General features: G+C 45.9%; 27 protein-coding genes and 4 pseudogenes. 13 read left to right on the top strand and 18 right to left on the bottom strand.

All coding sequences use genetic code 11. The features are described 5' to 3' along the window. Positions 1-159: 159 nt before the first annotated feature. Complete coding sequence (locus ACTHTS_RS10185) at positions 160-1,068, bottom strand: AraC family transcriptional regulator N-terminal domain-containing protein (RefSeq protein WP_440369964.1); 909 nt, start codon at positions 1,066-1,068, stop codon at positions 160-162. 85 nt (positions 1,069-1,153) lie between these two features. Between ACTHTS_RS10185 and ACTHTS_RS10190 the strand changes: the two genes are divergently transcribed. The 9 genes and pseudogenes from ACTHTS_RS10190 (at position 1,154) to ACTHTS_RS10230 (ending at position 8,036) form a co-directional block, all read left to right on the top strand. Then, positions 1,154-1,585: an organic hydroperoxide resistance protein gene (locus ACTHTS_RS10190; RefSeq protein WP_440369965.1), complete on the top strand. Its 432-nt coding sequence runs from the start codon at positions 1,154-1,156 to the stop codon at positions 1,583-1,585. A 69-nt stretch (positions 1,586-1,654) separates the two neighbouring features. Further along, positions 1,655-2,275, top strand: coding sequence for a glutathione S-transferase family protein (locus ACTHTS_RS10195; RefSeq protein WP_101756247.1), 621 nt, complete (start codon positions 1,655-1,657; stop codon positions 2,273-2,275). A gap of 149 nt (positions 2,276-2,424) precedes the next feature. Then, positions 2,425-2,877 (top strand): annotated as a pseudogene (locus ACTHTS_RS10200) (transposase); the annotation flags it as partial. Positions 2,878-3,131: 254 nt separating this feature from the next. Continuing rightward, the gene (locus tag ACTHTS_RS10205; RefSeq protein WP_003746683.1) at positions 3,132-3,605 is read left to right on the top strand and encodes a hypothetical protein; all 474 of its coding nucleotides are present in this window, start codon (positions 3,132-3,134) and stop codon (positions 3,603-3,605) included. 29 nt (positions 3,606-3,634) lie between these two features. Beyond that, positions 3,635-4,453, top strand: coding sequence for an NlpC/P60 family protein (locus ACTHTS_RS10210; RefSeq protein ID WP_036490867.1), 819 nt, complete (start codon positions 3,635-3,637; stop codon positions 4,451-4,453). A 142-nt stretch (positions 4,454-4,595) separates the two neighbouring features. Then, a pseudogene (locus tag ACTHTS_RS10215) lies at positions 4,596-5,246 on the top strand (dicarboxylate transporter/tellurite-resistance protein TehA); the annotation flags it as partial. Positions 5,247-5,325: 79 nt separating this feature from the next. After that, the gene (locus ACTHTS_RS10220) at positions 5,326-5,772 is read left to right on the top strand and encodes a hypothetical protein (RefSeq protein ID WP_440369966.1); all 447 of its coding nucleotides are present in this window, start codon (positions 5,326-5,328) and stop codon (positions 5,770-5,772) included. A gap of 243 nt (positions 5,773-6,015) precedes the next feature. After that, a pseudogene (locus ACTHTS_RS10225) lies at positions 6,016-6,354 on the top strand (L-aspartate oxidase); the annotation flags it as partial. Positions 6,355-7,070: 716 nt separating this feature from the next. Further along, positions 7,071-8,036: an IS30 family transposase gene (locus ACTHTS_RS10230; RefSeq protein WP_440369967.1), complete on the top strand. Its 966-nt coding sequence runs from the start codon at positions 7,071-7,073 to the stop codon at positions 8,034-8,036. 36 nt (positions 8,037-8,072) lie between these two features. On the opposite strand, the gene ACTHTS_RS10235 is transcribed toward ACTHTS_RS10230, so the two are convergent. The 9 genes from ACTHTS_RS10235 to ACTHTS_RS10275 all read right to left on the bottom strand — a co-directional run bounded on the left by ACTHTS_RS10235 (position 8,073) and on the right by ACTHTS_RS10275 (position 14,978). Next, complete coding sequence (locus tag ACTHTS_RS10235; RefSeq protein ID WP_440369968.1) at positions 8,073-9,071, bottom strand: hypothetical protein; 999 nt, start codon at positions 9,069-9,071, stop codon at positions 8,073-8,075. A gap of 93 nt (positions 9,072-9,164) precedes the next feature. Continuing rightward, the gene (locus ACTHTS_RS10240) at positions 9,165-9,353 is read right to left on the bottom strand and encodes a hypothetical protein (protein ID WP_440369969.1); all 189 of its coding nucleotides are present in this window, start codon (positions 9,351-9,353) and stop codon (positions 9,165-9,167) included. After that, positions 9,332-10,210 carry a T6SS immunity protein Tli4 family protein gene (locus ACTHTS_RS10245; protein WP_440369970.1) on the bottom strand — a complete coding sequence of 293 codons (879 nt, stop codon included), beginning with the start codon at positions 10,208-10,210 and terminating at the stop codon, positions 9,332-9,334. Before ACTHTS_RS10245 ends, ACTHTS_RS10240 begins: the two co-directional genes overlap by 22 nt. A 551-nt stretch (positions 10,211-10,761) precedes the next feature. Continuing rightward, positions 10,762-10,896: a zinc-binding dehydrogenase gene (locus ACTHTS_RS10250; protein WP_234394578.1), complete on the bottom strand. Its 135-nt coding sequence runs from the start codon at positions 10,894-10,896 to the stop codon at positions 10,762-10,764. A gap of 96 nt (positions 10,897-10,992) precedes the next feature. Further along, positions 10,993-11,283: a hypothetical protein gene (locus ACTHTS_RS10255; protein WP_440369971.1), complete on the bottom strand. Its 291-nt coding sequence runs from the start codon at positions 11,281-11,283 to the stop codon at positions 10,993-10,995. A 113-nt stretch (positions 11,284-11,396) separates the two neighbouring features. Further along, positions 11,397-11,636, bottom strand: coding sequence for an alcohol dehydrogenase catalytic domain-containing protein (locus tag ACTHTS_RS10260; RefSeq protein ID WP_440369972.1), 240 nt, complete (start codon positions 11,634-11,636; stop codon positions 11,397-11,399). A gap of 47 nt (positions 11,637-11,683) precedes the next feature. Beyond that, positions 11,684-13,201 (bottom strand): ABC transporter permease/substrate-binding protein, encoded by a 1,518-nt coding sequence (locus ACTHTS_RS10265; protein ID WP_440369973.1) that lies wholly within the window; start codon positions 13,199-13,201, stop codon positions 11,684-11,686. A gap of 102 nt (positions 13,202-13,303) precedes the next feature. Then, complete coding sequence (locus ACTHTS_RS10270; protein WP_440369974.1) at positions 13,304-14,128, bottom strand: ABC transporter ATP-binding protein; 825 nt, start codon at positions 14,126-14,128, stop codon at positions 13,304-13,306. Continuing rightward, the gene (locus ACTHTS_RS10275) at positions 14,118-14,978 is read right to left on the bottom strand and encodes an SDR family oxidoreductase (RefSeq protein ID WP_440369975.1); all 861 of its coding nucleotides are present in this window, start codon (positions 14,976-14,978) and stop codon (positions 14,118-14,120) included. The genes ACTHTS_RS10270 and ACTHTS_RS10275 overlap by 11 nt, the downstream gene beginning before the upstream one ends. A gap of 900 nt (positions 14,979-15,878) precedes the next feature. Between ACTHTS_RS10275 and ACTHTS_RS10280 the strand changes: the two genes are divergently transcribed. Then, complete coding sequence (locus ACTHTS_RS10280; protein WP_440369976.1) at positions 15,879-16,460, top strand: LysR substrate-binding domain-containing protein; 582 nt, start codon at positions 15,879-15,881, stop codon at positions 16,458-16,460. 82 nt (positions 16,461-16,542) lie between these two features. On the opposite strand, the gene ACTHTS_RS10285 is transcribed toward ACTHTS_RS10280, so the two are convergent. The 6 genes and pseudogenes from ACTHTS_RS10285 to ACTHTS_RS10310 all read right to left on the bottom strand — a co-directional run bounded on the left by ACTHTS_RS10285 (position 16,543) and on the right by ACTHTS_RS10310 (position 20,966). Then, the gene (locus tag ACTHTS_RS10285) at positions 16,543-18,180 is read right to left on the bottom strand and encodes an NAD-dependent malic enzyme (protein WP_440369977.1); all 1,638 of its coding nucleotides are present in this window, start codon (positions 18,178-18,180) and stop codon (positions 16,543-16,545) included. 354 nt (positions 18,181-18,534) lie between these two features. After that, complete coding sequence (locus ACTHTS_RS10290) at positions 18,535-19,044, bottom strand: hypothetical protein (RefSeq protein ID WP_440369978.1); 510 nt, start codon at positions 19,042-19,044, stop codon at positions 18,535-18,537. Positions 19,045-19,146: 102 nt separating this feature from the next. Beyond that, positions 19,147-19,515: a hypothetical protein gene (locus ACTHTS_RS10295; protein ID WP_440369979.1), complete on the bottom strand. Its 369-nt coding sequence runs from the start codon at positions 19,513-19,515 to the stop codon at positions 19,147-19,149. A 32-nt stretch (positions 19,516-19,547) separates the two neighbouring features. Then, a pseudogene (locus ACTHTS_RS10300) lies at positions 19,548-19,688 on the bottom strand (tetratricopeptide repeat protein); the annotation flags it as partial. 12 nt (positions 19,689-19,700) lie between these two features. Beyond that, the gene (locus ACTHTS_RS10305; RefSeq protein WP_440369980.1) at positions 19,701-19,994 is read right to left on the bottom strand and encodes a hypothetical protein; all 294 of its coding nucleotides are present in this window, start codon (positions 19,992-19,994) and stop codon (positions 19,701-19,703) included. A 78-nt stretch (positions 19,995-20,072) separates the two neighbouring features. Then, positions 20,073-20,966 (bottom strand): LysR family transcriptional regulator, encoded by an 894-nt coding sequence (locus tag ACTHTS_RS10310; protein ID WP_440369981.1) that lies wholly within the window; start codon positions 20,964-20,966, stop codon positions 20,073-20,075. A gap of 106 nt (positions 20,967-21,072) precedes the next feature. On the opposite strand from ACTHTS_RS10310, the gene pptA reads away from it, so the two are divergent. Genes pptA through ACTHTS_RS10325 form a run of 3 tightly spaced genes read left to right on the top strand, consistent with a single transcriptional unit; the run spans position 21,073 to position 22,969 of the window. Beyond that, positions 21,073-21,303, top strand: a complete 231-nt coding sequence (gene pptA, locus ACTHTS_RS10315) for a tautomerase PptA (RefSeq protein WP_440369982.1) — start codon at positions 21,073-21,075, stop codon at positions 21,301-21,303. Between the two features lie 59 nt (positions 21,304-21,362). Further along, positions 21,363-22,253, top strand: a complete 891-nt coding sequence (locus ACTHTS_RS10320) for an alpha/beta fold hydrolase (RefSeq protein ID WP_440369983.1) — start codon at positions 21,363-21,365, stop codon at positions 22,251-22,253. A gap of 14 nt (positions 22,254-22,267) precedes the next feature. After that, positions 22,268-22,969 (top strand): glutathione S-transferase family protein, encoded by a 702-nt coding sequence (locus tag ACTHTS_RS10325; RefSeq protein ID WP_440369984.1) that lies wholly within the window; start codon positions 22,268-22,270, stop codon positions 22,967-22,969. A 154-nt stretch (positions 22,970-23,123) separates the two neighbouring features. Here ACTHTS_RS10325 and ACTHTS_RS10330 read toward each other — a convergent pair whose 3' ends face one another. Continuing rightward, on the bottom strand, positions 23,124-23,741 hold the full coding sequence (locus ACTHTS_RS10330) for an NAD(P)H-binding protein (protein WP_440369985.1): 618 nt from the start codon (positions 23,739-23,741) through the stop codon (positions 23,124-23,126). A 92-nt stretch (positions 23,742-23,833) separates the two neighbouring features. Beyond that, positions 23,834-25,654: a heme anaerobic degradation radical SAM methyltransferase ChuW/HutW gene (gene hutW / locus ACTHTS_RS10335; RefSeq protein WP_440369986.1), complete on the bottom strand. Its 1,821-nt coding sequence runs from the start codon at positions 25,652-25,654 to the stop codon at positions 23,834-23,836. Positions 25,655-25,862 lie beyond the last annotated feature (208 nt).

Genomic DNA, 25,862 nt, shown 5'->3' on the forward strand with positions numbered 1-25,862 from the left:
GCTTTATCTCTATTACCCCAGCCGCCGCGGGCATTCCAATGTGTTTAAGATGATTGTGGATGAGTTAAAAGTTAAAGCCGTCTGAAAATTCAGACGACTTTTTACACCCAAGAGCGGTCAAATTTTCAGGTGTTTTTGCAACCTGTCTTTAAAACTCATCTATTTAATATCTCCCTTCGGCGCATGCCCGAAATAGCGTTTGTATTCACGGCTAAACTGGCTGGGCGACTCATAGCCGACTTGGTAAGCGGCTTCAGTAATGCCTCGCCCTTCTTGCGCGATTAGTCGTCTGGCTTCCATCAAACGTAGGGATTTTTGGTATTGCAGCGGTGAAAGGCTGGTTATCTTCTTAAAATGACTATGGAAACCAGACAGTGACATACCACTCAGATTTGCCAAGGTTTCCACGGTGATGGTTTCGCTAAAATGCTGTTGCAGATAATGGGTGGCTTGGGCGATTTTTTTGGTGTGCGATCCATTGCTTACCATGGCTTTAAATTTGCCGCCTTGTTCGCCAGTAAGGAGTCGATAATAGATTTCTTGTTGGATAAGTGGTGCAAGAAATTCAATGTCTTTTGGATTTTCGTGCAAAAGTAATAAGCGTTTAACGGCATTTTTGAGGGATTCATCCAAATGCCATTGTGCAAAACCTTCGTTCCCCTGTTCAACATCATCTGCAAGGTTTGGATTTACTAATAAAATCTTGCTAACGCTCTCAATATCAATTTTCATCGACATCACTAAAAACGGCTTTTTCGGCTCTGCATATTTAATCTCACCGCGCATCGGCACATTGACAGGGCAGAACATAAAGTGGTGATTGTCAAAACGGTAACATTGTTCGCCCAACTGTATTTCACGTTCCCCGCTTAACACGATGCAAATGCTCGGCTCTTGAATAACACCTTCGTAGCAAAACGGTTGATCGGCATGGCGAATCACCAAGCCTTTAATTGGAGATGAATAGGTTTCGTTATGTGGAATAACTTTTAATAAGCGTTCGATCGTTTCAGTTGAAAACATAATTTTAGAGAAACAGGCAAGTAAATTGGAGAAATCATATAACACCTCTACACGCAGTTCAATATAATGGCTTCACTTTCAACGGCAATACGCCCAAACAGTTAATCCATATTTAATTGAGGATAATATGATGAAAATTTTCTACAAAACTTCAGCAACAGCAACCGGCGGACGTGATGGTCATACCCAAATAGATGATGGTTCAGTCGGCTTTGATTTAGTTTCTTTCCAAAATGAAAGTGGTAAGCAAGGTACTAACCCAGAACAACTTTTCGCAATGGGTTACGCCGCTTGTTTTGATAGTGCGATGAATCATGTTGCCCCGACCCTCGGTTTGAAACCAACGAAATCTTCTACGACAGTTGGCGTGGGTATTGGTCAAAAAGCAGATGGCGCGTTTGGCTTAGATTTAGATATCACGATTACCGTAGCAGGTTTGACTGAAGATGAAGCCCGCAAATTGATTACTCGTGCACACGAAGTTTGCCCTTATTCCAACGCTACACGTGGGAATGTCGATGTACGTTTACATGTGAATGTGAGCCAATCTTTTGATTTATAATAAAGGCTGCCTGAATACATCAAGTAGTGCTCAAGCTGCCTAACTTTACAGAGAAACAAGGAGTAAAACATGATCACCCTATACAACCTTAAACAATCTCGTTCACAACGTATCGCATGGTTGCTGGAAGTGCTGAACTTGCCGTATGACGTGAAAAATTTTGAGCGCGATCCTGTGACTAAACAAGCCCCTAAAGAGCTACAAGACATTCATCCCCTAGGAAAATCTCCACTGATTAAAGACAATGAAACCGTTATTGCTGAAAGCGGAGCAATTGTTGAATACATCCTAGCTCGTTACGGCAACGGCAAATTACATCCCGATGTTAACCATGCTGACTATAGTGCCTACTTGCAATGGTTACATTACGCCGAAGGCTCAGCTATGTCCGCAATGTTGACAAAATACATTACTCCGAGCGAAGCCATGAAACCATTTTATGATGCTCAATTTGACCTACACATCAGCTATATAGAAAGCAGTCTAAATGGTAAAACTTGGTTTTTAGGCGAAGAATTAAGCGGCGCCGACATCATGATGTCCTTCCCGCTGCAATTTGCTCTCATGTTCGTACCTAAGGGCAAATTCCCGAACATCGAACGCTTTGTTGCTCAAGTAGAAAGCAACGAATATTACCGTAAAGCCTGCGAGCGTGTCGGTGAATTAGAATTGAAAAAATTGTTATCGTAATGAACTTAGACACAAATGCCGTCTGAAATTTCAGACGGCATTTCACATAAAAGAGCGATCAGATGTTTAGGTGTTTTTTGTAAATAGTCTTGAAACCCCATGAATTTATTATTTAAACCATACGGCGACACATTTATCAACTAATCCTAGGTCGTCCCGCCTATCCCCTGTTATCCATGTTCAAAGCCGTCCTGCTCGGACAATGGCACAGCCTCTCCGACCCCGAACTCGAACACAGCCTCATCACCCGCATCGACTTCAATCTGTTTTGCCGTTTTGACGAACTGAGCATCCCCGATTACAGCACCTTATGCCGCTACCGCAACTGGCTGGCGCAAGACAATACCCTGTCCGAACTGCTGGAACTGATCAACCGACAATTGACCGAAAAAGACCTAAAAGTAGAGAAAGCATCCGCCGCCGTCGTTGACGCCACCATTATTTAGACTGCCGGCAGCAAATAGCGTCAGGCCATAGAAGTTGATGAAGAAGGACAAGTCAGCGGTCAAACCACACCGAGCAAAGATAAAGATGCCCGCTGGACAAAGAAAAACGGCCTCTACAAACTTGGTTACAAACAACATACCCACACCGATTCTGAAATCGCTTTCAGACGGCATTTCGCCCCAAAAGAGCGGTGGATTTTGCAAAAGTTTTTCGGCTTTGCACTCCGCACGCAGGCAGCCTGAAAACGCCGAGCAGGTCGGGCATGGATGCCCGACAAACAAACTGTTCAGACGGCCTTACCGCATTCGGATGTTCGTCGTTTGCATTATTTGCAATGTTGTTTTATCATCAATACTACATTGATTATGTTGCGTATTTTAGTAATTTATTGTTTTTAAAAGGTATTTAAATGAAGAAAAAAATGCTGCTTTTAACCTTGCTCGTCTCGGCAACAGTGGTGGCGAAGCCGGTAAATAGTGGAAAAATAGCCCATCATCAAACCGTGTCGTGCGGCAATCAGGTTTATGTACAATCATCAGGCGGCGCAGTGTTAAAGGAAAAGCCCGATGCCCGTTCGAAAACGGTAATGCAGTTAAGAAACACCCAATATCTCTGTGTGGTTGGCAATGTGGCTGAATCAAACGGCTGGACGCTGGTGAAAAAAGTGCCTCCGGCAGCGGGTGCGGGCTGTGAAGATGCAGGCGCGAAAGAATGCTTGAAAATGGCAGATTTTCCAAGCAAATGGCAGGTAAAGAAACCGTCAGGCAGCCAATGCCGTCTGACGACTTCGTTTGACGAGGGCGGGCAGCTTGTTGTAACCGCCAGCGGTGTATGTGCAACCGGCTGGGTTAAAACAAAGGCTGTCCGTTTTTTTGCAGATTAATTTTTTAACACGGCATAAAAGAAATTGAAATGTCTGAAATTCAAGAACGGCAGAATCAACGGATTATTGATTATGCTGAAGCAAACTTTTCGAAAACCACGCATGAATACGGCAGACAGGATATGGCTAGACGCTCTGCAAATAAATCTGGAGAGAAAATTGATCCTTCTCGTTTAAATGAAGACAAAGATCATGATGGAAGAAAAGGTGTTGATTGTTCTTCTCTTGTTTATTTTTCATTAGAAGGAGCGGGATTTAATCTTAAAATGGAAGCCAAAGACTTTGGAACCAGAACGCTGTTTAACGGAAAACATATAACGAACTATGCTCAAAAAAATTTTGATGTACTACCTGCATCTGCCAAAACAGATGGCAGTTTGAAAGCAGGCGACATATTAATGATGACAATGCCGGGAGGTTCTCAACACGTTGCTGTTTTTAAAGAGTATGATGAAAAAGGACGCATTCATTTTTTTGGATCTCAAACATCAACAGGGCCTGCTGAAGTAGTGATGACAGGAAATTCTTATTGGGATCAAAAAACTATTTTTCACGGTGCATTACGGCCTAAAGAAAACTTTATTAAACCTGAGATGGCGCCGGATATTGGAAAAAATGAATCGGAATCCCAATCTAAATATGAAAAAATTCGTTCGATGATCAATGGGTTAATGAATGATAAGGATGGTTCGTACACCAAGCAGCTTTTAGCAGAAAACCAAGATATTGTTGATAAATTCAACAAACGTGTACAGGAGGGTTTGGCACAACAGACACCATCGTTTTCGAACCAAGAGACTCAAATTGCACAACAGGAAACGGAATACCAGGGTTATTCGCGTAGCTGATAAAGATCTGATTTTGAATAACTGTATTTGATTCAACACAAATGCAAAAAAGGCCGTCTGAACCCGCTTTCAGACAGCCTTTAACCCAACACAAGGAGCCAAAAAATGAACCCGCGTTACGCCCCGATGTTTGCGCCGTATACCCTATCAAACGCTACCGGCGAGAGGGTTGATTTTGCTGGGAACGGCGGGACAGTTGGCATTTGCCATGTACCGCGCAGGCGGCTTGTGGCGCGGCGTCCATAACCTTGATGCCACCACGCCGATTGTTTACCTGCCCACCGTTGCCACCAATTTTGTCAGCGCGACCTCAATGGCGACATTGGGTTTATCGGATTACGCTTGGCTGTTTTTGGGCGCGGGACTGTTTTCATGGCTTAGCTTGGAAGCCGCCATATTGAGCCGTTTGCGCACCGGCACACCCGTCAACGCCCCTGTGCGCGGTATTGTCGGCATTCAACTTGCGCCCGCTTTTGTCGGCTGCGGCGCCTATTTCGCCGTATCGGGTGGGCACATCGATACCTTCCCGGTGCTTTTAATCGGCTACGGCTGCCTGCAATTCCTGCTACTGCTACGCCTTCTGGCTTGGATGCTGGAGAAAGGATTTAGCCCCAGTTTTTGGGGTTTCTCGTTCGGTTTGGCGGCAATGACGGGCTGCGGTTTTCATTTGATCGCCGAACAGCGTTTACTGTTTTTAGGCTATTTCCTCGCCACCACAGGCTCCGGTTTGGTGATGTTGCTGTTGCTGGCGACTTTGAATTTGGCGAGACAGGGGCGCTTGTTGGTGAAATGAAAAATCGTGCGGCTTAAAGGTGTTATAAAACGGACATAGTCTCAGGTCGTCTGAAAACTATATTTGGAAATTCAAACCGATGAAGATAAACCCTAAAAACGGCAGCATCATCCTGCCAGACGGCAACATTATTAGCGCGCGCACCACGCTTGATGATTGGATTGCATGCTTCCCAAAATCCAGCCCGAATCATCTGCAAGCGGGAATAACATTTTTCGGTTTGTCATTTACCAAACAGTCCGAACAATACACCCTTACCGCCCAGTTCGAGCAGCAGCGGCTGGAGAGCTTATCCATATTCTTCTGCCCGATAGGCGAGGACAACAGCTGGGCAGCATGGTCGGAGGAGCGCGAATTGCAACGCAGAAAACAATTTGATCGATGGCTGGATAAGCAGCTGGGCGATGCCCCTTGCGCCATTGAAACATCGGCATCTGGCAAATGCCGTCGATTTACATGGGGCAATGCGAGCGCGTATTACTACAATAAAGACGGCAGTACGATGATCGTCATCAGTTATCGCTGAACGCCTTTCAAAGGATGCCCCATGCACTACCGATCGCTCAACGCCGTTCTGGAACAATACCACCATCCCTCCTCCCCAAACAGCCTCGCCCTGCATATCGACCGTCAAACGCAAGGCTACCTGAAACTCCACACACCCGACGGCATCAGCCTGATTTATCAGGACGAACCCGTGTTCTGGTCGTTCTTCAGCCACGATTTATACGACGCTTACCTCATCCGCAGCTACGCCGAAAGCTGGCAGGCATACCAGCCCGTCGCAGATGGACAAGCATTCCAAGCCGTACCGTCCCAAAGGCCGTCTGAACGCCCCTACTCCGAAGCGGGTATCTTTTCAGACGGCCTCCAAAACACATTCAGCCGCCCCACCCTGCAAGCGTTCAACCAACACTATCTAGGCATTCTCCGCAACGATACCGGCCTATGCTGCGCCATCGCCCAACTGCGGTTTTGGAAGCAAAACCAAAGCGAGCCGCACACCACGTCTGAATACGAAAACCGCAACCTACTCGAATGCAGCCTCGCCGTCGCCCAAGCCGCATACAGGCGGAGACAGAACATCGGAGCATATTTTAATAGTTGATTGTTAAGGCTGATAGTCAAAACTTTTCTCCAATAAATAATGTCATTGACTGAAAAAGCAAAGGCTCACACATGATTAAGGAAAGATTGAAAGAAAATAGGAGAAACAGTGGAAACTAAAATACAGGGATTGACAGTAGTTATAAGTGATAATAACTAATTAACAATGGTCTTTGCATTTTGTAGAGAGAAAAAAGATAGGATTAATGAAATAAGACCATCTGAACAGTTTTGAATAAGTTCAAACAAAGTTAGCACAATTCACTATCTTTGCCCTACTCTATTTCGTCAGGCTACAATTAATGATAGGGTCACAGTAAAATTAAACAGCCAAATTTCTATTAAAACCTATTGATTTGATACTAAAAATTGGAGTACTATGAGCACACTCTCTAGAGTATCATTAATTCTCATTTGACATATAGGAACAAAACAGCGGAATTTGTAGAAGAATAGGGAAAAGGAAATTAATTTATATTATGTTAAATTCATAAAGTAACATTTAAGCCTGATAACTCCAGTTTCTCTTAATTCTACAATCACTTACAATATTCAAAAACAAAGGTCGTCAAAATTTTTGACGGCCTTTGTTTTTACACGGTATCAAAATCAATCCAATTTGATATTGTGGCGGATTCGCATTTGAAGTGCAACTTTCCCTAACAGAAAAAGGCCAGTATGCGGTAGCATACGGCCTTTCCTGCAAGAAAGATTGCCATGAGCTACACACAACTGACCCAAGACGAACGATACCACATCCAATACCTATCCCGCCACTGCACCCTTACCGAAATCGCCAAACAGCTTAACCGCCACAAAAGCACCATCAGCCGAGAAATCAAGCGTCACTGCTTACAAGGGCAACAATACAGTGCCGAAAAAACCCAGCGGCAAAGCCAGACTCTCAAACAGCGTAAGCGACAACTCTATAAGCTCGATTCGCAGCTGATTCAACACATAGACACACTTATCCGCCGCAAACTTAGTCCCGAACAAGTATGTGCCTACCTGCACAAACACCACCAAATCACGCTCCACCATAGCACCATTTACCGCTACTTTCACCAAGACAAAAGCAACGGCGGCACTTTGTGGCAACATCTCAGAATATGCAGTAAACTCTACCGAAAACGCTACGGCAGCACATGGACCAGAGGCAAAGTGCCCAACCGTGTCGGCATAGAAAACCGACTCGCCGTCGTCGACCAAAAATCCCGTATCGGCGATTGGGAGGCCGACACCATCGTCAGCAAAGGCCAGAAAAGCGCATTATTGACCTTGGTCGAACGCGTTACCCGCTACACCATCATCTGCAAATTGGATAGCCTCAAAGCCGAAGACACTGCCCGGGCAGCTGTCAGGGCATTAAAGGCACATAAAGACAGGGTGCACACCATCACCATGGATAACGGCAAAGAGTTCTACCAACACACCAAAATAACCAAAGCATTGAAAGCGGAGACTTATTTTTGCCGCCCTTACCATTCTTGGGAGAAAGGGCTGAATGAGAACACCAACGGACTCATCCGGCAATACTTCCCCAAACAAACCGATTTCCGCAACATCAGTGATCGGGAGATACGCAGGGTTCAAGATGAGTTGAACCACCGACCAAGAAAAACACTTGGCTACGAAACGCCAAGTGTTTTATTCTTGAATCTGTTCCAACCACTAATACACTAGTGTTGCACTTGAAATTCGAATCCAAGTGTCCCTACTTTAAAACTTGGGTTCTTTCTGTAAATAAGGCAGTAGATCAGGATCCTGATAACCCTCATCGATTTTATAACCCTTGCTGACCAGCATGGCTTCCTCTTTTTTGCGTTTTGCTAATTCTATATCGCGGTAGCGCGGCCAATATTTAGTCATGTTGTTTGCAATATCCTCACGCTTGGCTGATAACAGTTTTTCATCATGAATACCTTCAAGAAAGGTAAGATACATTTGCTCACGCATACTCATCCTGAGATTATTAAATTCAATCCGCATCATATACTGTCCCCATTCTTTAAAACTTAAAGTTTTATTGATATCGTCTAAATCTTCTTGGTCGTTGACGGTTGGGTCAAATGAAAGACTCATTTCAACACCGTCCAAATAAAAGTTCACGATAAAGCCTCCTTGTCTTATCACGCTATACCATGTACTAAAATCAGGAACAGCACTGGGATCGGTAATATAGCCCAAGCCAAAATTTTCTTCATCTTGGAAATATCTGATTGCATCTTTACCGGCTAACCTTGGTCTGGATAAATAAATATAGCGTTGCCAACCACTTTCCTGTATCCGCTTCATCAGCTTACCCCATAAATCATAGGCTTCACGATGGCGGATAAGTTCATCGGCACTGATACCGCTGTTTAAAACAATATTATTTACTTCCTCTCCCTCAGGTTCGGAACGTACCGATCCCATGGCGGTAAAGGTATGCGGAATAGTCAGGTCATGGCCGCTGTGGCGGATGGTGACGGCTCCCAATTGTTTCGACGGCCATTTTAAATCTAAAAAGCCGGCCAATTCGCCTGCTGTATAGTGATCCGCCACCGCACCTGCCTGTTTGAAACTTTCCGGCCCTTTTTTACCCAATTGTAAAGTTACTTCCTGCGGCATGATTTTTTCTTGTGCCGACAGTCGGGCGGTACCAAGCAATAAAGCCATGACACTTATAATGATAAGCAAGGATTTGAAGTGTATACTGCGAAATAATGAACCGATCATGGTATTTCCTTTTTTTATACGGTCAGTGTAATCTTTTATTTCACCGGTAAACAGGTTTTTAAACTTTATTCTAAAAAAATGGTCAGCGTATCTTTACTCAACCGGCTTTAACGTCGGTAATACGGTGTCCCAGATAGCGAGGATTTCGGCTTCGCTGCGCTTCGTTCCGTCTTTCTTCTCGGTACCAAACTGCATCATGATGCGTGGGTCGCCACCGTCCCGTTCCCAAATCAACATATATTTGTTACCATCCCACTTGATCAGTTTTTCCGTACCTGACATGCCGTTAATGGTACGCGATCCTTGACGAATAGTGCGGTAGCCTGTGATTTTAAAGATTTTTGCCAATGCGCTTTTTTCGGAGCAATATCCCGTTGCAGCAGTGTTGATTCGCCTTTCTTAAGCTCGTCACCATGCATGATTTCCAGACTCATATCGTGTTGCTTGGCAAATTCGACAGTTGTATGCGCTGTAAACGGTTTTTTGCCATCGTCCGCAATAAAACCGCCTATCAGGCAGATACCCTGCCGATTCGGTACTTCAAACTCTTGACGTGCCCACAGGTTATTCAGGAAATCTTGGCGGAATTTTTTCTCCATGCCATCTATCAATTCTTTCTCTTTGGCTTTCCAGTTGGCAGGGGTTTTGCCATGATCTGAAGGAATACGGAAATAACTTCGTACGATATAGGCGTCATTATTATCTAGTTTGAAATATAAATAGGCTTCGTAGGGCATACCATGTTTCTTAACATATCTACCATCCCAATCAAAATCACTACGCGTTACCTGCATCATCGCCCTATCCGGAATCAGGGTGCGAGTATCAGCGACAATATCTGTTCCAAATTCTCCACTACTTTTAAACTCATTAATATTCCTGACATTTCTATTCCAGTCGTTAAACATAACCATCACGCTCCAGCCGTTGTAATCAATGTGTGTACTACCATGGCGGAGATGAGACGGCAGGCGCAATTGATAGCGGCTGCTGCAATAAGGTTGTTCGGTCCAGTAGGCGGTATCGATAGATGAGGAAGCAGTCGTTGCAGAGAGATTTTGTTCTGTAAGTGGAGAAACGGCAGGGGTGCATGCAGTAAGCAGGAAAACTGTCAGCAATACAGTGGTCGTTGGTTTCATCATGAGTACCTTCTCATCAAATGGAATAATATGACACAGATATGGTATCTGTGATCGTGCCGATGGTAAAGGGAAAGGGATGAATGGGAAGAAGGCCGTCTGAAAGGCAGTATGAGGAGATATTGAAATCTTTACCCTACCCTATTCCATTACGCCCATAATGAGTGATAACGTGACGACAGTTATAGTAGGAAGATTTTAGAAGTACAATATAAAGGGTATTGCCTGTATACCCAAGAATAAAGTACCATAATACCTACTCTCAAGGAGTATCATTAACTCTCAGTTAACAATCAGGAACAAAAAGCGAATTTGATGTAGGAATAGGGAAAGCATCCTTAATTTATATTATGTTAAATTAATAATACTAGTATTTTAGCCTGTTAAATCCAGTTTCTTCTAGTTGTACAATCACTTACAGAATTCAAATATAAAAGGCCATCTGAAGAATTTCAGACGGCCTTCTCTTTATCAATATCCATGAAACCAATTCAGATCACAGTTTTATTCCAAAGCATGATTAAATTTCTTTGATAGAATTTTAGATAGCCCTATTCATTGACTACCACCACTTTCCCAAACCCGTCCGCGCTTTGCAAAAAACGGTGGGCTTCGGGAACTTGTTCCAATGTAAACACGCGTTCAATTAAGATTTTCACATTAAATTGCCAGATATAGTCAAACATCGCATCCAGCTTGGCTTGCGACACATTGCCCGAATGAAAGGCGGTGAGATAGCTGTTGTTTTTGAGTTCGATAATCGGATCAAAATCGTTTACGTATCATATATTACCTAGCTGCCCTGTATTGCAGACGATGCCGTGTTCGTTGATGTGGGTGAAAGAATCACACAAAGTTGCCGGCCCGACCAATTCCAGAATTTTGTCATAGTTTTGGTCTGTTTGTAGTTTGCCATCGGCTTCAGTAATCACTTCGTCAAATCCGACCGCTTGCAAATGAGTAGCTTTAGCAGGATTACGCGTTGAACCGTGTAATACGATATGCGGAAACCGTACTTTAAGAAGCTGTGCAAAGGCTATGCCCACACTGCTGCCGGCACCACGCACCAACACACACGATCTTGCGGTGCGATACGAAGCTGTTGTAATGAGCCGGACGCGGTGTAGTAAGTTTCGGGAATTGCGGCAAGGGTTGTCCAACCCAAATCGGTATGAATGGGGTAAATTTACTCGTTTGGCAGCAACACATATTCGGCGTAGCTGCCGTCAAAGGCGCGCCCCATTTCTCTCCCATAATAGAAGACAACCTTTTGTCCGACCGCCAGTGAAGGTGTGGAACTTTGCACCACTTCGCCTACACATTCAATGCCCAAGATGCGCGGAAATTGGACAGACGGCGATTTACCTTCACGCGTGAAAATCTCGGAATGGTTGATGCAGAAGCCTTTGATTTTTAAGGCTTTCATAATACCTCCCTAAGAATCTGATGCTTTCAGGTAGCCTACTGCCAATTTTACTTTCCTAACAACCCATTTTTCTCTAAATAATTCCGAGCCACGTTTTCCGCGCTTTCGCCTTGCACTTTCACGCGGTAGTTCATCTCGCTCATTTCCTCTTCGCTAATTTTTCCCGCCAGTCGGTTAAGTGCGGTCACAATTTGCGGATTTTTTTCGGCAAATTCTGCTTTCATCAATGGTGCCCCCTGATAAGCAGGAAACAGGGAAATATCATCTTTCAGCAGGCGCAACTGGTATTGCTTCAATTCTGCGTCGGTAGAAAAGGCCTCCACTAGGTCGATTTTTTTATTCAACAATGCCGTATAGCGTAAGGCGGGTTCCAAGCTAACAATATGTTTCAGCGTGATACCTGCTGCCTGCATGCCTTTGTAGCCGTCTGCTCGGTCGGTAAACTCCAGTGAGAAACCTGCTCGGATATCGGGCGCAGCCTGCTTCAAGTCGCTGATGGCATTCAGTTGGTGCTCCGCGCCGTAGCTTTCTTTGACTGCCAACGCATAAGTGTTCTGATAAGACATTGGTGGCAGAAACTCTAACTGATATTGTTCCGCCAATAATTGTTTGCCCCGTTGATAGGTTTCATCTGGCGAAAGATGGCGGTTCTTCTGTTCAGTTGGTACTCGTACTAAGGCTTCCAGCACTGTGCCGGTGAATTCAGGATAAATATCGATTTCGCCACTATTCAGTGCGCTAAACAGGAAAGTAGTTTTGCCAAAATTAGGTTTGACTGTGACTTTCACGTTCGAATTCTCACGTTCAATCAATAATTTATACATGTTAATCAGAATATCCGGCTCACTCCCCATTTTGCCGGCAACCACCACGTTTTTTGTGGCAGGTGTAAATGAAATCTGAGACAGACCGAGTGCGCCGAAGCCCACCGCCAATGCAAGAATAATCGGCAACTTGCGTCGCGATTTCTGCAACAGCCCGATAATGCCGCTTACACCGACAGCCAATAACGCGGAGAGCAATGCGCCGGTAAACGTCATTGTCATGTTGTTGCGGTCAATGCCGAGCAGAATCAGGTTACCCAAGCCGCCTGCGCCGATTAACGCAGCCAGAGTTGCCGTGCCGACAATCAGCACTGCCGCCGTGCGAATGCCCGAAATCATGGCAGGCAAAGCCATCGGCAGCTCAATCCGCCACAATGATTGCCAGCGCGATAGTCCGAATGCAGTGTATGCATCTTGAATCGATTGGTCGATTTGGGTCAGCCCCAAATAGGTATTTTGAAAAATCGGCAACAGTGCGTATAGCGTGAGTGCAATCAAGACGGGCGGCGAACCGATACCGACAAACGGAATCAGCAAACCTAGCAGCGCCAAAGACGGAATGGTTTGCAATATATTGGTAAACTGTAATACCACTTCCGCTGCCCGCTGTCTGCGCGCAAACAATACGGCGGCAGGCACCGCAATTACCACTGCCGCGAGCAAAGCCAGTCCGGAAAGCCATAAATGCGTAAGTAGCATTTGCCAGAGTTCTGCTAGGGTAACGTTTAGGGATGAGAGCATAGTTTTAATTGTTATGGTTAGTATGTTGAATAATAGATGTTTATGTTTGCTTTACAGCAAAGGTGTTAGCGCCGTGAAAAAGGTTTCAGACGGCCTTCACCATCATAACACTGCCCTTCTCACAGCTTCCTGTCCCTGTTTATCCAACCGTAAGAATTGGTGGATAATGCGTTCGGCATCGGGTGCGTCGGCGGTGGAAAACAGCGATTGCACATAATCATTTGCCGGCTGCTTTTTGATTTCTTCAGGTGTGCTGATTTGTACCAGTTTGCCATTATGCATTACACCGATACGGCAAGCGAGTTTGGTGGCTTCCTGCATATCATGGGTAACGAAAACGATAGTGGTGCCAAATTTTTGGTGAATCATAGCAATTTGGTCTTGCAGCACGGTGCGCACCAGCGGGTCAAGTGCTGAAAACGGTTCGTCCATCAGCAGAACTTGGGGCTTAGCTGCAATGGCTCGCAAAATACCGATGCGCTGCTGTTCACCGCCGGAAAGTTCGTGCGGATAGCGGTCGCGGTAGTGCGCAGGGTCAAGTTCCACCAGCTCCAATAATTCATTCACACGCGTTTTGCGTTCGGCTTTCGGCCAGCCCAGTACGTCAGGCATGAGTTCGATATTTTCCGCGACGGTCATGGTGGGGAAAAGCGCGATTTGTTGCAATACGTAACCAATTTGGTGGCGGAGCTGGCGGATGTCGTAGTCTTTAATCCGTTTCCCGTGCAGATAAACGTTGCCATCGGTCGGTTCAATTAGCGCGTTAATCATGCGTAAAGTGGTGGATTTGCCGCTGCCCGAGCTACCTACCAACACGAAAAATTCCCCCTGATAAATGGTCAAGTCCAAATCGCGCACAGCATATTTGCCGTCATAATGCTTGCCTGTGCCACGAAACTCGATAAATGGGACAAGATTATTTTGCATATTGTGCCTTTACTACGTCTTCAAAACTAAGCGGTGCGCGTCCCAACAACTGCGACAGGTCGTCTGAAACGGTAGCAAGCTCGCCTTTGGCAATGGCAGTGTAGGTAGAAACCCAGGCTTCAATCTGCCAATCGGGCGTGTCAGGATACTCAGCTTTGCGGCTGGCGAAGGCTTCTTCCACTGTTTCATTGTGGTAGCAGTGCGGTTTGCCGGTGATTTCGGTTAAGACGGCGGCTATTTCAGCAAAACTTAATGATTGGGAACTGGTCAGTGTGTAGGTCTGATTATCGTGGTGGTGATTGTAGCAAGCGATGTCGGCGATGATGTTTGCCGCTGCTTGGGCGACATCGCGCTGCAAAACGCAGACAACGCGCCCCTCGTCGGCTGGGCCTGCGATGATGCCGTCTGCGTCAGCAATGGTTGCCATCATCTCACTGTAAAAATTGTCGCGCAGAAAGGTGTAGCGCATATTTGTTTGCCGGATTGCATTTTCGGTAACCGCATGAGTGCGCGCCAGCGTGAAGGTGCTGTCCAACGCCGCTTGAGCAAAAGAGAGATAGACAATATGCTTCACGCCCGCTTCCGAAGCAGCCTGCACCAAAGTCAAATGCTCCTGTTCGCGCAACGGACTTTCGGAGGCGAACACCATAAACAGCACGTCCACCCCGTTTAATGCCTGCTTGGCAAGCTCCAAATCGCCATAGGCAAACCGTCGCGCCTCGCAGTTCGTGAGATTGGGCGCTTTGGCGGAGTTACGCAGCGGCAGGATAAGCGGCAGGCCGCGTGTGCTCAGATGACGGGCGACCATACCGCCGATGTTGCCGCTGGAGCCAGTGATGGCTAGATTCATGTTGTTTTCCTTATGCGTTTTCTAAAGAGATAGCTTTGCCGTTTACAGGGTTTCTGTAAAACCATGTGTATGCTGCTTTTTGGGTTTCAGGTAGACTGAATAGATTCAAGGGATGGTTTATTAATGGTTATTTTATTGTAGCAGTTTTCCTGCATACGATAAGCAGTGAAAGACTTACTTGATTATTAAGCTGATATTAATAATTAGGTTAGGATATGTGGTCTTTCCGTTTTCAGGTCCCTTATGGCTTAAAACGGACCTCTTTTACTAGTTTTTAGAATTTAGGTGACATTTACATTACCAAGTATTTGTACTGCATTTCTCTATTCTCAAAGAATTTAAAGAGCTTGGGATATGTCCCCACGGCCCTATTCCACTACTAAATAATTAAGTGATAGAGTTATAGCATAATTAAACTGACAAATTTCTTAAAACCTATTGATTTGATACTAAAAATTGGAGTACTATGAGCACACTCTCTAGAGTATCATTAATTCTCATTTGACATATAGGAACAATAAGCGGAATTTGTAGAAGAATAGGGAAAAGGAAATTAATTTATATTATGTTAAATTTATAACACTAGTATTTTAGCCTGCTAAATCCTGTTTCTCTCAGTAGTTCAATCACTTACAAAATTCAAAAGTAAAAGGTCGTCAGAAAGGTTTTTCAGACGGCCTCGTTGTTTATATTCCCCAGCCCTTTCTCAACAAGTCTTTCTTTGTTAAAGTCTCCGGTTATTTCAATAAGCAATTTGTGCCATCTAGTTTTATTCTCCATATTCAGGCGAACGCCAGTTGATTCTACACATTTCCTTATCGGAAATTTCCTGATATTCAAGACCTGCCAAACATCTTTTTTCCCAATCTAAACATTCTTGCTTGTTGATAATCAAAAATTTTGGCTCTTTCCCTGCTAAAACACTTCGACAAGCAATACGGCGACGTTCCGCAAACTGATCATCCACATTATCAATGCCCCTGCAATGGCAGCGGAAGCCGTGTTGTATCCAAAATTAAAGCCGATTTTGAACCAATACCCGAAGAGATGATTGCCGTGTCGATTTCCGCACCGCTCAAAATGGTATTGGTTGCCTCGCCCGATTATTTGGCGCAACATGGTTCACCGAAAAATATTGATGATCTGCAACAGCACCGCCTTATCGGCACGAAGCTCTCCGCCGAACACGGCGCGGAAATGCAGTGGGAATTCAAGTACAAAAAAGAGCTGATTACATTCACGCCCAAATCACAATTTTCCATCAACAACCATCTACGCCTGCAAGCCGTTTCAGACGGCCTCGGCATTGCGTGGATAGCACATATGAGCGTAGCGGATGCACTCAATTCGGGGCACCTGGTCGAGCTGTTGCCTGAGTATGCTATGACTTACGAACCGCTTTACCTCTATTACCCCAGCCGCCGCGGGCATTCCAATGTGTTTAAGATGATTGTGGATGCGCTGCGGGTGGAGGTCGTCTGAAAATGTAAAAGCAGCCTGACTTCTTTGCATGGATTTCAGACTGCTTTTTGCTTTCAGGTAGCCTTATAGCTTCTAGGAGACCTTATTCATATACCGCCTGCCACATTGCGTCCTGCACCGCCTGTACCCAGTTTTCAGGCTGCTTGGTCGCTACACCATCCTTGATCGCCTGTTTAGCAACAGCAACAGCAACAGTAGCAGACGATGCACGCAGGTTATTCACCGATGGCAGGAGCGACGCACCTTCGTCCTGTGGATTGACTTGCGAGGCGACTGCTTCAGCTGCAGCCAGCAGCATCCCGTCAGTAACGTGTTTCGCACCAGAAACGATAACCCCCAGCCCCAACCCTGGGTAAAGCATGGCGTTGTTAGCTTGACCGATTTCGTAGTTCACGCCTTTATACGGCACGGGTGGCACGGGGATGCCGACAGAAATGAGTGCTTTGCCATCCGACCATTTTATAGCCTCACTCGGCATCACTTCGATTTTCTCGGTCGGGTTAGATAACGGCAGTAGAATTGGGCGCTCTACGCCCGCACATAGGGCTTTGACTACGTCTTCAGTGAATGCGCCGTGATCGGTGGATGTGCCAATCAAGATAGTCGGTTTTACTTGTTTTACAACTTCGAGCAAGCCGATTTTACCGTCCGTTTTCGCCCAGTCGGCAACTTCGGCGGCGGGTCGGGCATATTCCTGCTGGTAATCGGGCAAGCCGTCCATATCGTCAGTAATCAGTCCATTAATGTCAATCAGCCATACGCGTTGTTTCGCTTCTTCGCGACTCAGGCCTTCGCGCTCCATCGCCGCACTGATTTGGTCGGCCATACCCGTACCTGCGGTGCCTGCACCGTACACCACCAACCGCTGTTCGGCAAAGGTCTGTTTGGTCACTTTCAGGCCAGAGAATACGGCAGCCATCACAATCGCGCCAGTTCCCTGCATATCGTCGTTGAAAATACGATATTGGCGACGGTTCTCCATCAAAATGCGGCGGGCATTAGACGGACCGAAGTCTTCAAAGTGCAAAAGCGCATTGGGGAACATTTCAGTAGCAGTTTTCAGGTAGCTTGCAATCAATGCGTCGTAGCGTTCACCACGCACGCGGGCATGGCGATTGCCCAAATAAGTGGGATCATTGAGCAGGACTTCATTATCTGTACCCACATCTAGATTCACAGCAATGGTGCGGCTGGGATGAATGCCCGCAGCAGCAGTATAAACTGCCAGTTTGCCGACGGAAATATCCGTGCCGTTCACACCCCAGTCGCCGATACCCAAAATCTCTTCCGCATCGGAAACTACAATCAAATCTACATCATCCGCACCCAAGCCCAGCGTTTCAAACGATGCACGGATGTTTTCAGGATGGTTTACATCCAGATAGACAGCTCGCGAACGGCGGTAGTCGCGGCTCCATTTTTTAATTGCTTCGCCGACAGTGGGGTCGTAAACGACGGGTAGCATTTCGGCTAGATGGTCAATCAGGAGTTTGTAGTACAGTACTTCGTTGCGATTGTGCAGTTGATCGAGAAAGATATATTTTTCAATATCTTTTTCATAGGATGAAAACTGGCGGTAAGCACGCGTGGCCTGTTGTTCGAGCGTTTCTACAACGACAGGTAGGCGGCCGGTCAGGCCATATTTTGCTCGCTCTTCCAATGTGAAAGCGGTATCTTTGTTGGTGAGAGGGTTCTGTAGGATGGTGGGGGTGTTGCTCATATTGTGTCTCCTGCGAAGATTAGGAAAAGCTCGTCCGAAAAATGGACTGTTATATTGTACTTAAAAAATATGAATTAAAAGTTAATTTAACAACCTAGAAAGTCCTTAAAAGTTGATGATTAGCCTTTTAAAGACTACTAACAGACGTGTCACAATGAAACTGAATCTAAACCATACTGTTTCAGGCTACCTGAAACAGTGCAGGCTGCCATTGATCTGATTTTTTGAATGCGTGCCTACGATGCTGCACCCCTATCCTGTTTTTCAGACGGTTTTTTTCATAACAAAGAGCGGTCAGTTTTTTAGGTATTTTTGTAAATCATCTTCAAAATCTGACCGCTTGTATTTTTTTAATTATTTTCCTTTCTTCTGACGCATCAACCAATCACGGGCAGGTTCGAGTAAATAGGCGTAATCAAATGAGTACATATGCTCTGCACCTTTGTGGGTTGAGTTTTCCGGAATTACGGTATTTGGTGTGAAACGGATGAAGTTAATACGTTTGCCTTGGGCAAGCATTTGTTGGACTTTTGCGTCTTGTTCGGTCTGCGGTAATTTGGCAGAGAACTCAGTTTCGGCGTAGCTGACTTTATCTTGTTTCAGCATTTTTCCAACTTGAGCCATGCCTGCAGAGGCTTTTGGATCGGCAGCCGAAACGGTATAAATAAACTTCGCTTTCTCCAATGGTTTTAAAACATTGATATCCCATTGACTGCCGACAAACATAGACGCCGCAAAGAAGTTAGGCTCGATACTATTTAGGTAGAATGAAATCATACCGCCCATGGATTGACCCGTGGTATAAACACGATTGGCATCAATCGCTTTTTCGGCGATCAGATTTTTGACAAGGCGTAAGGTCATGGGGACTTCTTCAGTTGTTTCCCATTTATCATTGACTGCCGTTTCGGTGTAAGACGGTACAAGGACAAAGACTGGGTATTTCGCCTGCGCTTCATCGGTTGCCTAGATAATGCCGCCGTAGCCTTGCATTAGTGGGGCTTTTACGTCTTTTCCTGCTGTGCTGGCATCTGCGATAAACATGACTAACGGATATTTGCGACCAGGCTCAAGATTTTTCGGGGTGTACAGGTTGTACTGCATTTCTTTGCCTGTTTTGGGATCTTTAAACGTTAACACTTCAAAACGTGGTGCAATTTGTTCACGCAAGGCAAGCAAGCGACTATCGTAGGATTTATCCGCGCCGCCGTATTGTTTGTCCCAAGCGGAATTTTGCGTGTTTTGAGTCGTCACTGCTTTTTCAGTCGCATTTGAGGTGGCATTGCAAGCGGCAAGCAACAAGCTTGCGGCAATCATCGTTACGGTTTTCTTCATCGTGGAAACTCCTTAAATTTTGCGGGAAATCATTAATTTTTTTCGATGCCTAAACGGTTCAACGCATCAATGGCAGGTTGGGAAATATGATCACCACGTTTAGCAGACTCTTGATACCAATGCACGGCTTTGGTCATGTCTTTTGCCGTGCCGATGCCGTTTTCGTAGCAATGGCCGAGCCAGTATTACCCGGTGATGTCGCCCGCTTCTGCCGCTTGCATGAAGTAGGCAAAAGCGGTTTTCGCATTCTTGGCGACACCTTCGCCGTTTAGATACATCAGCCCCAGATAACGCGGTGCTTTCATATGCCCAGCCTGTTGAGCTTGCTCAAAGTAGGGCATTGCATGTTGGTAATCCTGTTTTTGATACAAGGCGATGCCTTCGTCCAATAGGGCTTTAGCCTGCTCATTATGTTGCGGAACGGTAGAACAGGCAGCGAGAAGAGCTGTTGCGACGAGCGCGGATAGTTTGGATTTCATAAATCACTCCCTAACATGTATCGCGAATTGAAATAATAGTACAAAGTTTCGTTTTAGACATCAAAGTTCGGTCAGATTTCAAGGCTTTTTATTTATCTCTTCACCAAAACAACGCATTAAGCAATCCAATACGGTGCGTACTTTTGCTGATTGGGTGCGATGTGCGCTGGTGGCATAAAGGGTGTGGGTGGGAAGTGTGTGTTCAGGTAATACAATGCTTAACTGACCATTTTCTATCAAAGGCGCCACATCGCCAGAAAGCAACACCGCCAACCCCATGCCGGCACAGGCATATTCGCGTGCGACCAGTGAAGAATCTGGGCAATCGGTGCGATTTTCAGGCAGCGTTTCAGGTAGCCCTAAACACTTCAATGCGTGAAGCAGGACATTGCTATTGTGATTGAGCCAGTCGGCATTGAGTAAATCTTGCGGCTGGGCAATGGGGTGTTTGTGCAAATAGTCTGGTGAAGCGCAAATCAAGGTTTGCCACTGTGCCAACGGGCGCGCGATGCTGTCGGGATCGTCAGGATGTAAAACAACGCGGATAGCGATATCGGTATCGTTTTGTAAATCCACCAAGTTGTTGTTTTCATTGAGTATTAAGCGAATTTTTGGGTAGCGATGGCGTAAGGTTTGCACGGTGCGTTTCATCGGTTCAACCGCGCTATAACCGGTCGGTAGGCTGATGCGGACTTTTCCTTCCGGTTCGGTTTGCAAAATGCCCATTTCGCGCTCAACGGCATCGTGCCAGTCGGTCAATTGACGGGCATATTGTTGCAACTGCCGCCCTTCTACCGTCGGCGTGAGGCTACGTGTGGTGCGGTTAAGCAATTTGACGCCGTAATGTGTTTCCAGCTTGCGAATGGCTTGACTGATTGCGCTGGCAGTCATGCCCAAATACGGCGCGGCAGCATTCATACTGCCGTATTGCAGCACGGTAGCAAAAATATAAATAAGTTTGAATTGCTCCATTATAAAGCTCCGCTTAAAACTGTTTGTTTAATTTGATAGATTATCAAGTTTATTAAAGGAATATACAATACATTTCATTGAAAACAGATAAAACAAGGCGTACTTTATGCCACATATCAATATCAAATGTTATCCAAAGAATCTGTCTGAACAGGAATTGCAAGCCTTCGCAGATGATTTAACGGCTTGTGCCAGCGAGCGCCTAAACACGCCCGCAGAATTCATCACCATTGCCTACACTGAAATTTCGGCTGATGAGTGGAAAGAAAAGGTTTGGGACAAAGAGATTGAGCCAAATGTAGAGAGCCTGCTACGTAAGCCCGAATATGAAATGTAACCTGCGCGTCTCATCGAAAACCTTAAAAAAAATGACCGCACTTTACTCAGGAGAACATCATGAAAGCATTTAAAAAAATAGCGTTTAGCGTACTTTTCGCCACCCTTGCAACGAGCAGTTTTGCCGGCGAACCGTTGCGTTATTTCGGACAAAATGAAACTGCCTACCATAGCCAAGTGCCTTATAGGAACAATGAAAAAGTCGGTCATTATGCGACGGCAAGTGATGGGGCGAAAATTTATTTTGAACGCTATGGCAAAGGCTCACCTGTGATTGTTTTGCATGGCGGATTAGTCGGTTCAACGGCTGAAATGGGCGAGTTTATTGACCGTTTAAGCCAAAATCATGAAGTCATCGCCATCAGTACACGCGGTCATGGAAAATCTGAAGTCGGCAGTGTCGCGCCAACTTACGCACAAAAAGCGGCTGATATGCTTGCCGTGTTAAAAGCCGCACAAATTAACGGCAAAGTGGATTTGCTCGGCTTTTCAGACGGCGCTTACACCGCCCTAACCTTTGCAGCCGCTTATCCCGAACAAGCTGCCAAAATTATTGCCATCGGTGCCGGCGAATGGAAACGTGGTTTTATTCAAGGCGGGGGAAATAAACGTGCAAGCTATGAACAAATCCGCCAGTTAGATCCAAGTTATTGGGAAATGCAACAAAGCATTCGCCCAAACCCACAACAAACGGCAACGTGGTTTGACAATGCGCAGAAAAATTATGACAACACCCAAGTTGGCAAAGAGACATTTGGTAAGATCCAATCGCCGGTGTTGTTTGTGGTTGGCGAAGACGATGCCAATGCACCCTTGGATACAGTCATCAACGCCTATCGCATGACACAGAATGCCGATTTATCCATTATCCCTAATGCGCCACATCCGGTATTTGTCTTGAACTTCCCGGCTGTTTGGACTATTGTAGAACCGTATTTGAATAACAAATAATGAAAGGAAAAAAAATGCTTAAATTATTTACTTTACCCGGTGAAGGTAAAATTCGCAGTCCATCACCTTTCGCCTGGAAAACCGAAGCGATGCTGCGTTTATCCGGCTTAGATTTCGAAAAAGAATATGTTGCCGATCTTAGCAAAATGCCTAAAGGCAAAGTTCCGGTATTGCAAGATGGTGAGAAGTTGATCCCTGATAGCTCTCTCATTCAGCGTTATCTAACCGAAACCTACGGCATTGATTTAGATAAACATTTAACGCCTGAACAAAAAGCGATTGCTGAAGCCTTTCGCCGTATGACAGAAGAGCATTTATATTGGATGGTCGTATATAACCGTTTCGTCGATCCTCTCAGCAAACCATTTATGATGAAGGCAATGTTTGATGGCATGCCGACCGAACAAGCCGAAACGATTTTTGCTGTGTTACAGGAAAACGCGAAAAAAGAAATGTACGGACATGGTATCGGAAGACACACGCAATCCGATATTTACGCCTTCGGAAAAGGAGATTTAGACGCCATTAGCAACTACTTAGGCACAAAATCCTACTTTTTCGGCGAAGAATTAACCTCCGTTGATGTGTCCATCGTGCCTGTTGTTGCAAACCTGATTCTTACCCCCATCGACACTGAAATTGCGCTATATGCAAGAACCAAAGCAAATTTAGTCGCTTATATTGAACGTTTTGACGAAGCTGTATTTGGAGAATAAAGTAAAAAATCAAAGGCCATCTGAAATGTTTCAGACGGCCTTTTATTTATATCTCCCAGTCTTTTCTCAGCAAATCCTTTATTGTTTGATCGGCTGCTAATCAATTACCTACTCCAACTTTAACAATGGAAAGTGGGCAATCTGTTCAATCAGTTTATGCCGCACCAACGCTATACGTTTCGCTCTTGCTGTCCGCTTGGCCGACAATGGTAGCAACAGCGGCGGCCAAGCCGTTGCGCGTCATGTATTTTTGCGGAATTTCTTGGGCATTTTGTGTCAAGGTATAGGCATTATCTTCGCCATCGGCAAGGCCGCAGGGGCGCAGGATGGTCCAATTCAAACCGCTTTGTTTGAGATAGATTTCGGCTTCTGTTTTGGCACGGACAGCTTCGCCGAGTGCCTGTTTGAACGGCTCGCTCATCATGTCCCATTGTTCGCCGCAGCCCATGCTGGTAATCAGTACAAAGCGGGCTTGCGGATTGGCGGCTTTCGTGGCAGCAATGATGTTGATATTGCCCAGCGCATCGCTGCGGATACCCTCTTCGTTTTTGCCGCCGACAAAACTGATCACGGTATCGGGATGGTATTGTGCCAACGCTTTATCGAGCACGTCGGCATCAAGCGCATCGGCGACGACGGTTTGAATATTGTGTTCGGTAAAAAAGCTGTCTTCAGACGGCCTTCTCAATACGGCGACGGTATCGGCTGAGTCAGTCAATGTGCGGATATAGGCGCGGCCGGATGGGCCGTTGGCTCCGAAGATGAGTTGCATGTTTAGGGTTCCTTTGTATGGTAGATGTTTATTGTTAGAAAATCCGCTCCTTTATGCAACAAGGAACGGATTATCAGGCCGTCTGAAACCGTTTAAGCGGCATCAAACAGTTTTCGCATGGCTTCGATTTGGTGTTGTTTCAACTCACCTACTTCATCGCGGCCGACAAAAATTTTAAACATGGCGCCACCGTTGCGGTTGATAAAGTTAAGCGAGCAAGTGGCTTTACCCATGAACGGGCGTTCCAAAAGGTAGATGGAGGCGCAGTTTTCGTAGTAGATGTGGCCGTGTACGCCGCCGTCGGTTTCAGGATGGTCAAAGTTGTAGAAGCCGCGGCCGACTTTGCCGTTAGGCAGTTTGCCGCTGACTTCGACGATGGCATCGGGGGTATGGGCGATGAAGGTAACGGATTCATTCCATGCTGCGATGGCTTGGAGGATTTCGACAATGCGGCTGCCTTCGGTTTGGCGCACGTTCTCTTCAGGCAGGCAGCGGATAACATCTTCAAAACTGCATTGGTTTTGCGCGGCCAGCATTTCCAGCACTTGGCCGGGATTTTTTTCCAATGATTGGCGCAACATGGTTTGTTGTTCGGCTGAAAGTTTTTGCATGGTTTGATCCTTTTCTTGAGTCGGAAGTGTGAGCATGAGTTTGCGGATAAGGGTTGGCGACCAATAACGGCCGCTGGTATTCAAACGGATAATGCCGTCTGAATCGGGTTCTTTAAAAAGCTGTATTTCCTGCCATTGTGCAATCAGCTTTTGGGCTGCTTTGTTGCCGTCGAACAATGATGGATTCAGACGGCCTGTTTCAATATCGTGCTGGACTTTGCTGAGAAGTGCTTTATTTGGGCTATGACCGCTCATAAATGCGATGTTTTTCTCGCCTTTCGGCGTGGCAAGATAGCTCTCCAAATCGCCCTGCACCTGATAGCTGAAACCGCCGAAATTACCGCCTGCGCCGGAGCCGAACGCCAAACAGGAAATATCGGATTTGATCAGAGTATTGTAGCGGTTGCGCTCGCCGCGGCCGGGATAGGCGAAGTGGCTGTTGCTGACCTGTTCCCAGCCTTTTTCCAGCAGTGTTTCAACCGTGTAGGCATATTGGTCTGCCTGAATATCGAAACCCGGCGGTGTCGGAAATGCGCCTTTTTCAATCATGCGGTTGATGGGCAGCATGGTATAAAGGTTGAACGCGTACGTATCCAAACCGGACAGCGGCAGCTCGGCGGCGCGGGCAATATCGTTTTGCCAAACTTCATCGGTTTGATTGGGTAGGCCGAACATCAAATCGGCCACAATCACGGCATCGAGTTCGCACAATTTTGCCAAATATTCAAACGCTTCGTCGCCGCTGTGTTTGCGGCCGAGACGGCGGCGGATGGCGGTATTGAAGGTTTGCACGCCGATGGAAATGCGGTTGGCCCCTGCTTCGAGACAAGCCTGTGCTTTTTCCAAATCGAAATGGCTCATGCGCCCTTCGATTGTAAACTCGCAGTCTTCGGCAAGCGGCAGATATTGGTAGCAGGCACGAATCAGGCGGACGAGGTCTTCCGTAAGCAACGCGGTCGGCGTACCGCCCCCGAAATAAACGGCTCGGATTTTGCCCTTGCCTTTACGGACTTCGGCTTCAGCGGCCATTTCTTCGATAATTTTGTCGGTGTACACGCTGCTTTGGCTGTCCTTCCACGCATTACGGTAGAAGCCGCAAAAAACGCAATGGTTGGCGCAAAATGGAATATGCAGATAAGCAAGCGCGTCCACATCGGTGGCATGGGGAAGCTTTTTCTTCCAAATGTTCTGCCACTGGGGACGCGGCATTGGAACGCCGCCCCAAACGGGCATTAATGCCTGACGTTCGGGAAATGCCTTGGGCGCGGATTGTTTCGGAGTCCAAACAAGCTGCTGTACCATGATAATGATTAATAAAAATTATTAATAAGATTTATATATTAAATAACCATCATCATTTTCTTGTCAATATTTTTGCGTAATTAAAAATTAGTATTATTTTAAAATATTGTATTCTATAAATAATAAAATGTATTTCTATTTGATGAAAATCGGCATGTTACTTGGGCAATACACAAAATTTGGTGCTTCAAGTCGGGAATATCGTCCC

The sequence above is a fragment of the Neisseria sp. P0019.S003 genome, from assembly GCF_051957115.1.
Lineage (GTDB): Bacteria > Pseudomonadota > Gammaproteobacteria > Burkholderiales > Neisseriaceae > Neisseria > Neisseria flavescens_D.

Excerpts from the sequence above, each read along its gene's own strand:
- ACTHTS_RS10210 (WP_036490867.1), top strand. The coding sequence starts at position 3,635 with ATGTCTGAAATTCAAGAACGGCAGAATCAACGGATTATTGATTATGCT.
- ACTHTS_RS10305 (WP_440369980.1), bottom strand. The coding sequence starts at position 19,994 with ATGAAATCCAAACTATCCGCGCTCGTCGCAACAGCTCTTCTCGCTGCC.
- ACTHTS_RS10230 (WP_440369967.1), top strand. The coding sequence starts at position 7,071 with ATGAGCTACACACAACTGACCCAAGACGAACGATACCACATCCAATAC.
- ACTHTS_RS10290 (WP_440369978.1), bottom strand. The coding sequence starts at position 19,044 with ATGACCTTACGCCTTGTCAAAAATCTGATCGCCGAAAAAGCGATTGAT.
- ACTHTS_RS10220 (WP_440369966.1), top strand. The coding sequence starts at position 5,326 with ATGAAGATAAACCCTAAAAACGGCAGCATCATCCTGCCAGACGGCAAC.
- ACTHTS_RS10295 (WP_440369979.1), bottom strand. The coding sequence starts at position 19,515 with ATGAAGAAAACCGTAACGATGATTGCCGCAAGCTTGTTGCTTGCCGCT.
- hutW (WP_440369986.1), bottom strand. The coding sequence starts at position 25,654 with ATGGTACAGCAGCTTGTTTGGACTCCGAAACAATCCGCGCCCAAGGCA.
- ACTHTS_RS10330 (WP_440369985.1), bottom strand. The coding sequence starts at position 23,741 with ATGCAACTCATCTTCGGAGCCAACGGCCCATCCGGCCGCGCCTATATC.
- ACTHTS_RS10245 (WP_440369970.1), bottom strand. The coding sequence starts at position 10,210 with ATGAAACCAACGACCACTGTATTGCTGACAGTTTTCCTGCTTACTGCA.
- ACTHTS_RS10190 (WP_440369965.1), top strand. The coding sequence starts at position 1,154 with ATGAAAATTTTCTACAAAACTTCAGCAACAGCAACCGGCGGACGTGAT.
- ACTHTS_RS10270 (WP_440369974.1), bottom strand. The coding sequence starts at position 14,128 with ATGCAAAATAATCTTGTCCCATTTATCGAGTTTCGTGGCACAGGCAAG.
- ACTHTS_RS10265 (WP_440369973.1), bottom strand. The coding sequence starts at position 13,201 with ATGCTCTCATCCCTAAACGTTACCCTAGCAGAACTCTGGCAAATGCTA.
- ACTHTS_RS10275 (WP_440369975.1), bottom strand. The coding sequence starts at position 14,978 with ATGAATCTAGCCATCACTGGCTCCAGCGGCAACATCGGCGGTATGGTC.
- ACTHTS_RS10285 (WP_440369977.1), bottom strand. The coding sequence starts at position 18,180 with ATGAGCAACACCCCCACCATCCTACAGAACCCTCTCACCAACAAAGAT.
- ACTHTS_RS10235 (WP_440369968.1), bottom strand. The coding sequence starts at position 9,071 with ATGATCGGTTCATTATTTCGCAGTATACACTTCAAATCCTTGCTTATC.
- ACTHTS_RS10320 (WP_440369983.1), top strand. The coding sequence starts at position 21,363 with ATGAAAGCATTTAAAAAAATAGCGTTTAGCGTACTTTTCGCCACCCTT.
- pptA (WP_440369982.1), top strand. The coding sequence starts at position 21,073 with ATGCCACATATCAATATCAAATGTTATCCAAAGAATCTGTCTGAACAG.
- ACTHTS_RS10205 (WP_003746683.1), top strand. The coding sequence starts at position 3,132 with ATGAAGAAAAAAATGCTGCTTTTAACCTTGCTCGTCTCGGCAACAGTG.
- ACTHTS_RS10195 (WP_101756247.1), top strand. The coding sequence starts at position 1,655 with ATGATCACCCTATACAACCTTAAACAATCTCGTTCACAACGTATCGCA.
- ACTHTS_RS10250 (WP_234394578.1), bottom strand. The coding sequence starts at position 10,896 with ATGTTTGACTATATCTGGCAATTTAATGTGAAAATCTTAATTGAACGC.
- ACTHTS_RS10240 (WP_440369969.1), bottom strand. The coding sequence starts at position 9,353 with ATGTCAGGTACGGAAAAACTGATCAAGTGGGATGGTAACAAATATATG.
- ACTHTS_RS10310 (WP_440369981.1), bottom strand. The coding sequence starts at position 20,966 with ATGGAGCAATTCAAACTTATTTATATTTTTGCTACCGTGCTGCAATAC.
- ACTHTS_RS10260 (WP_440369972.1), bottom strand. The coding sequence starts at position 11,636 with ATGAAAGCCTTAAAAATCAAAGGCTTCTGCATCAACCATTCCGAGATT.
- ACTHTS_RS10325 (WP_440369984.1), top strand. The coding sequence starts at position 22,268 with ATGCTTAAATTATTTACTTTACCCGGTGAAGGTAAAATTCGCAGTCCA.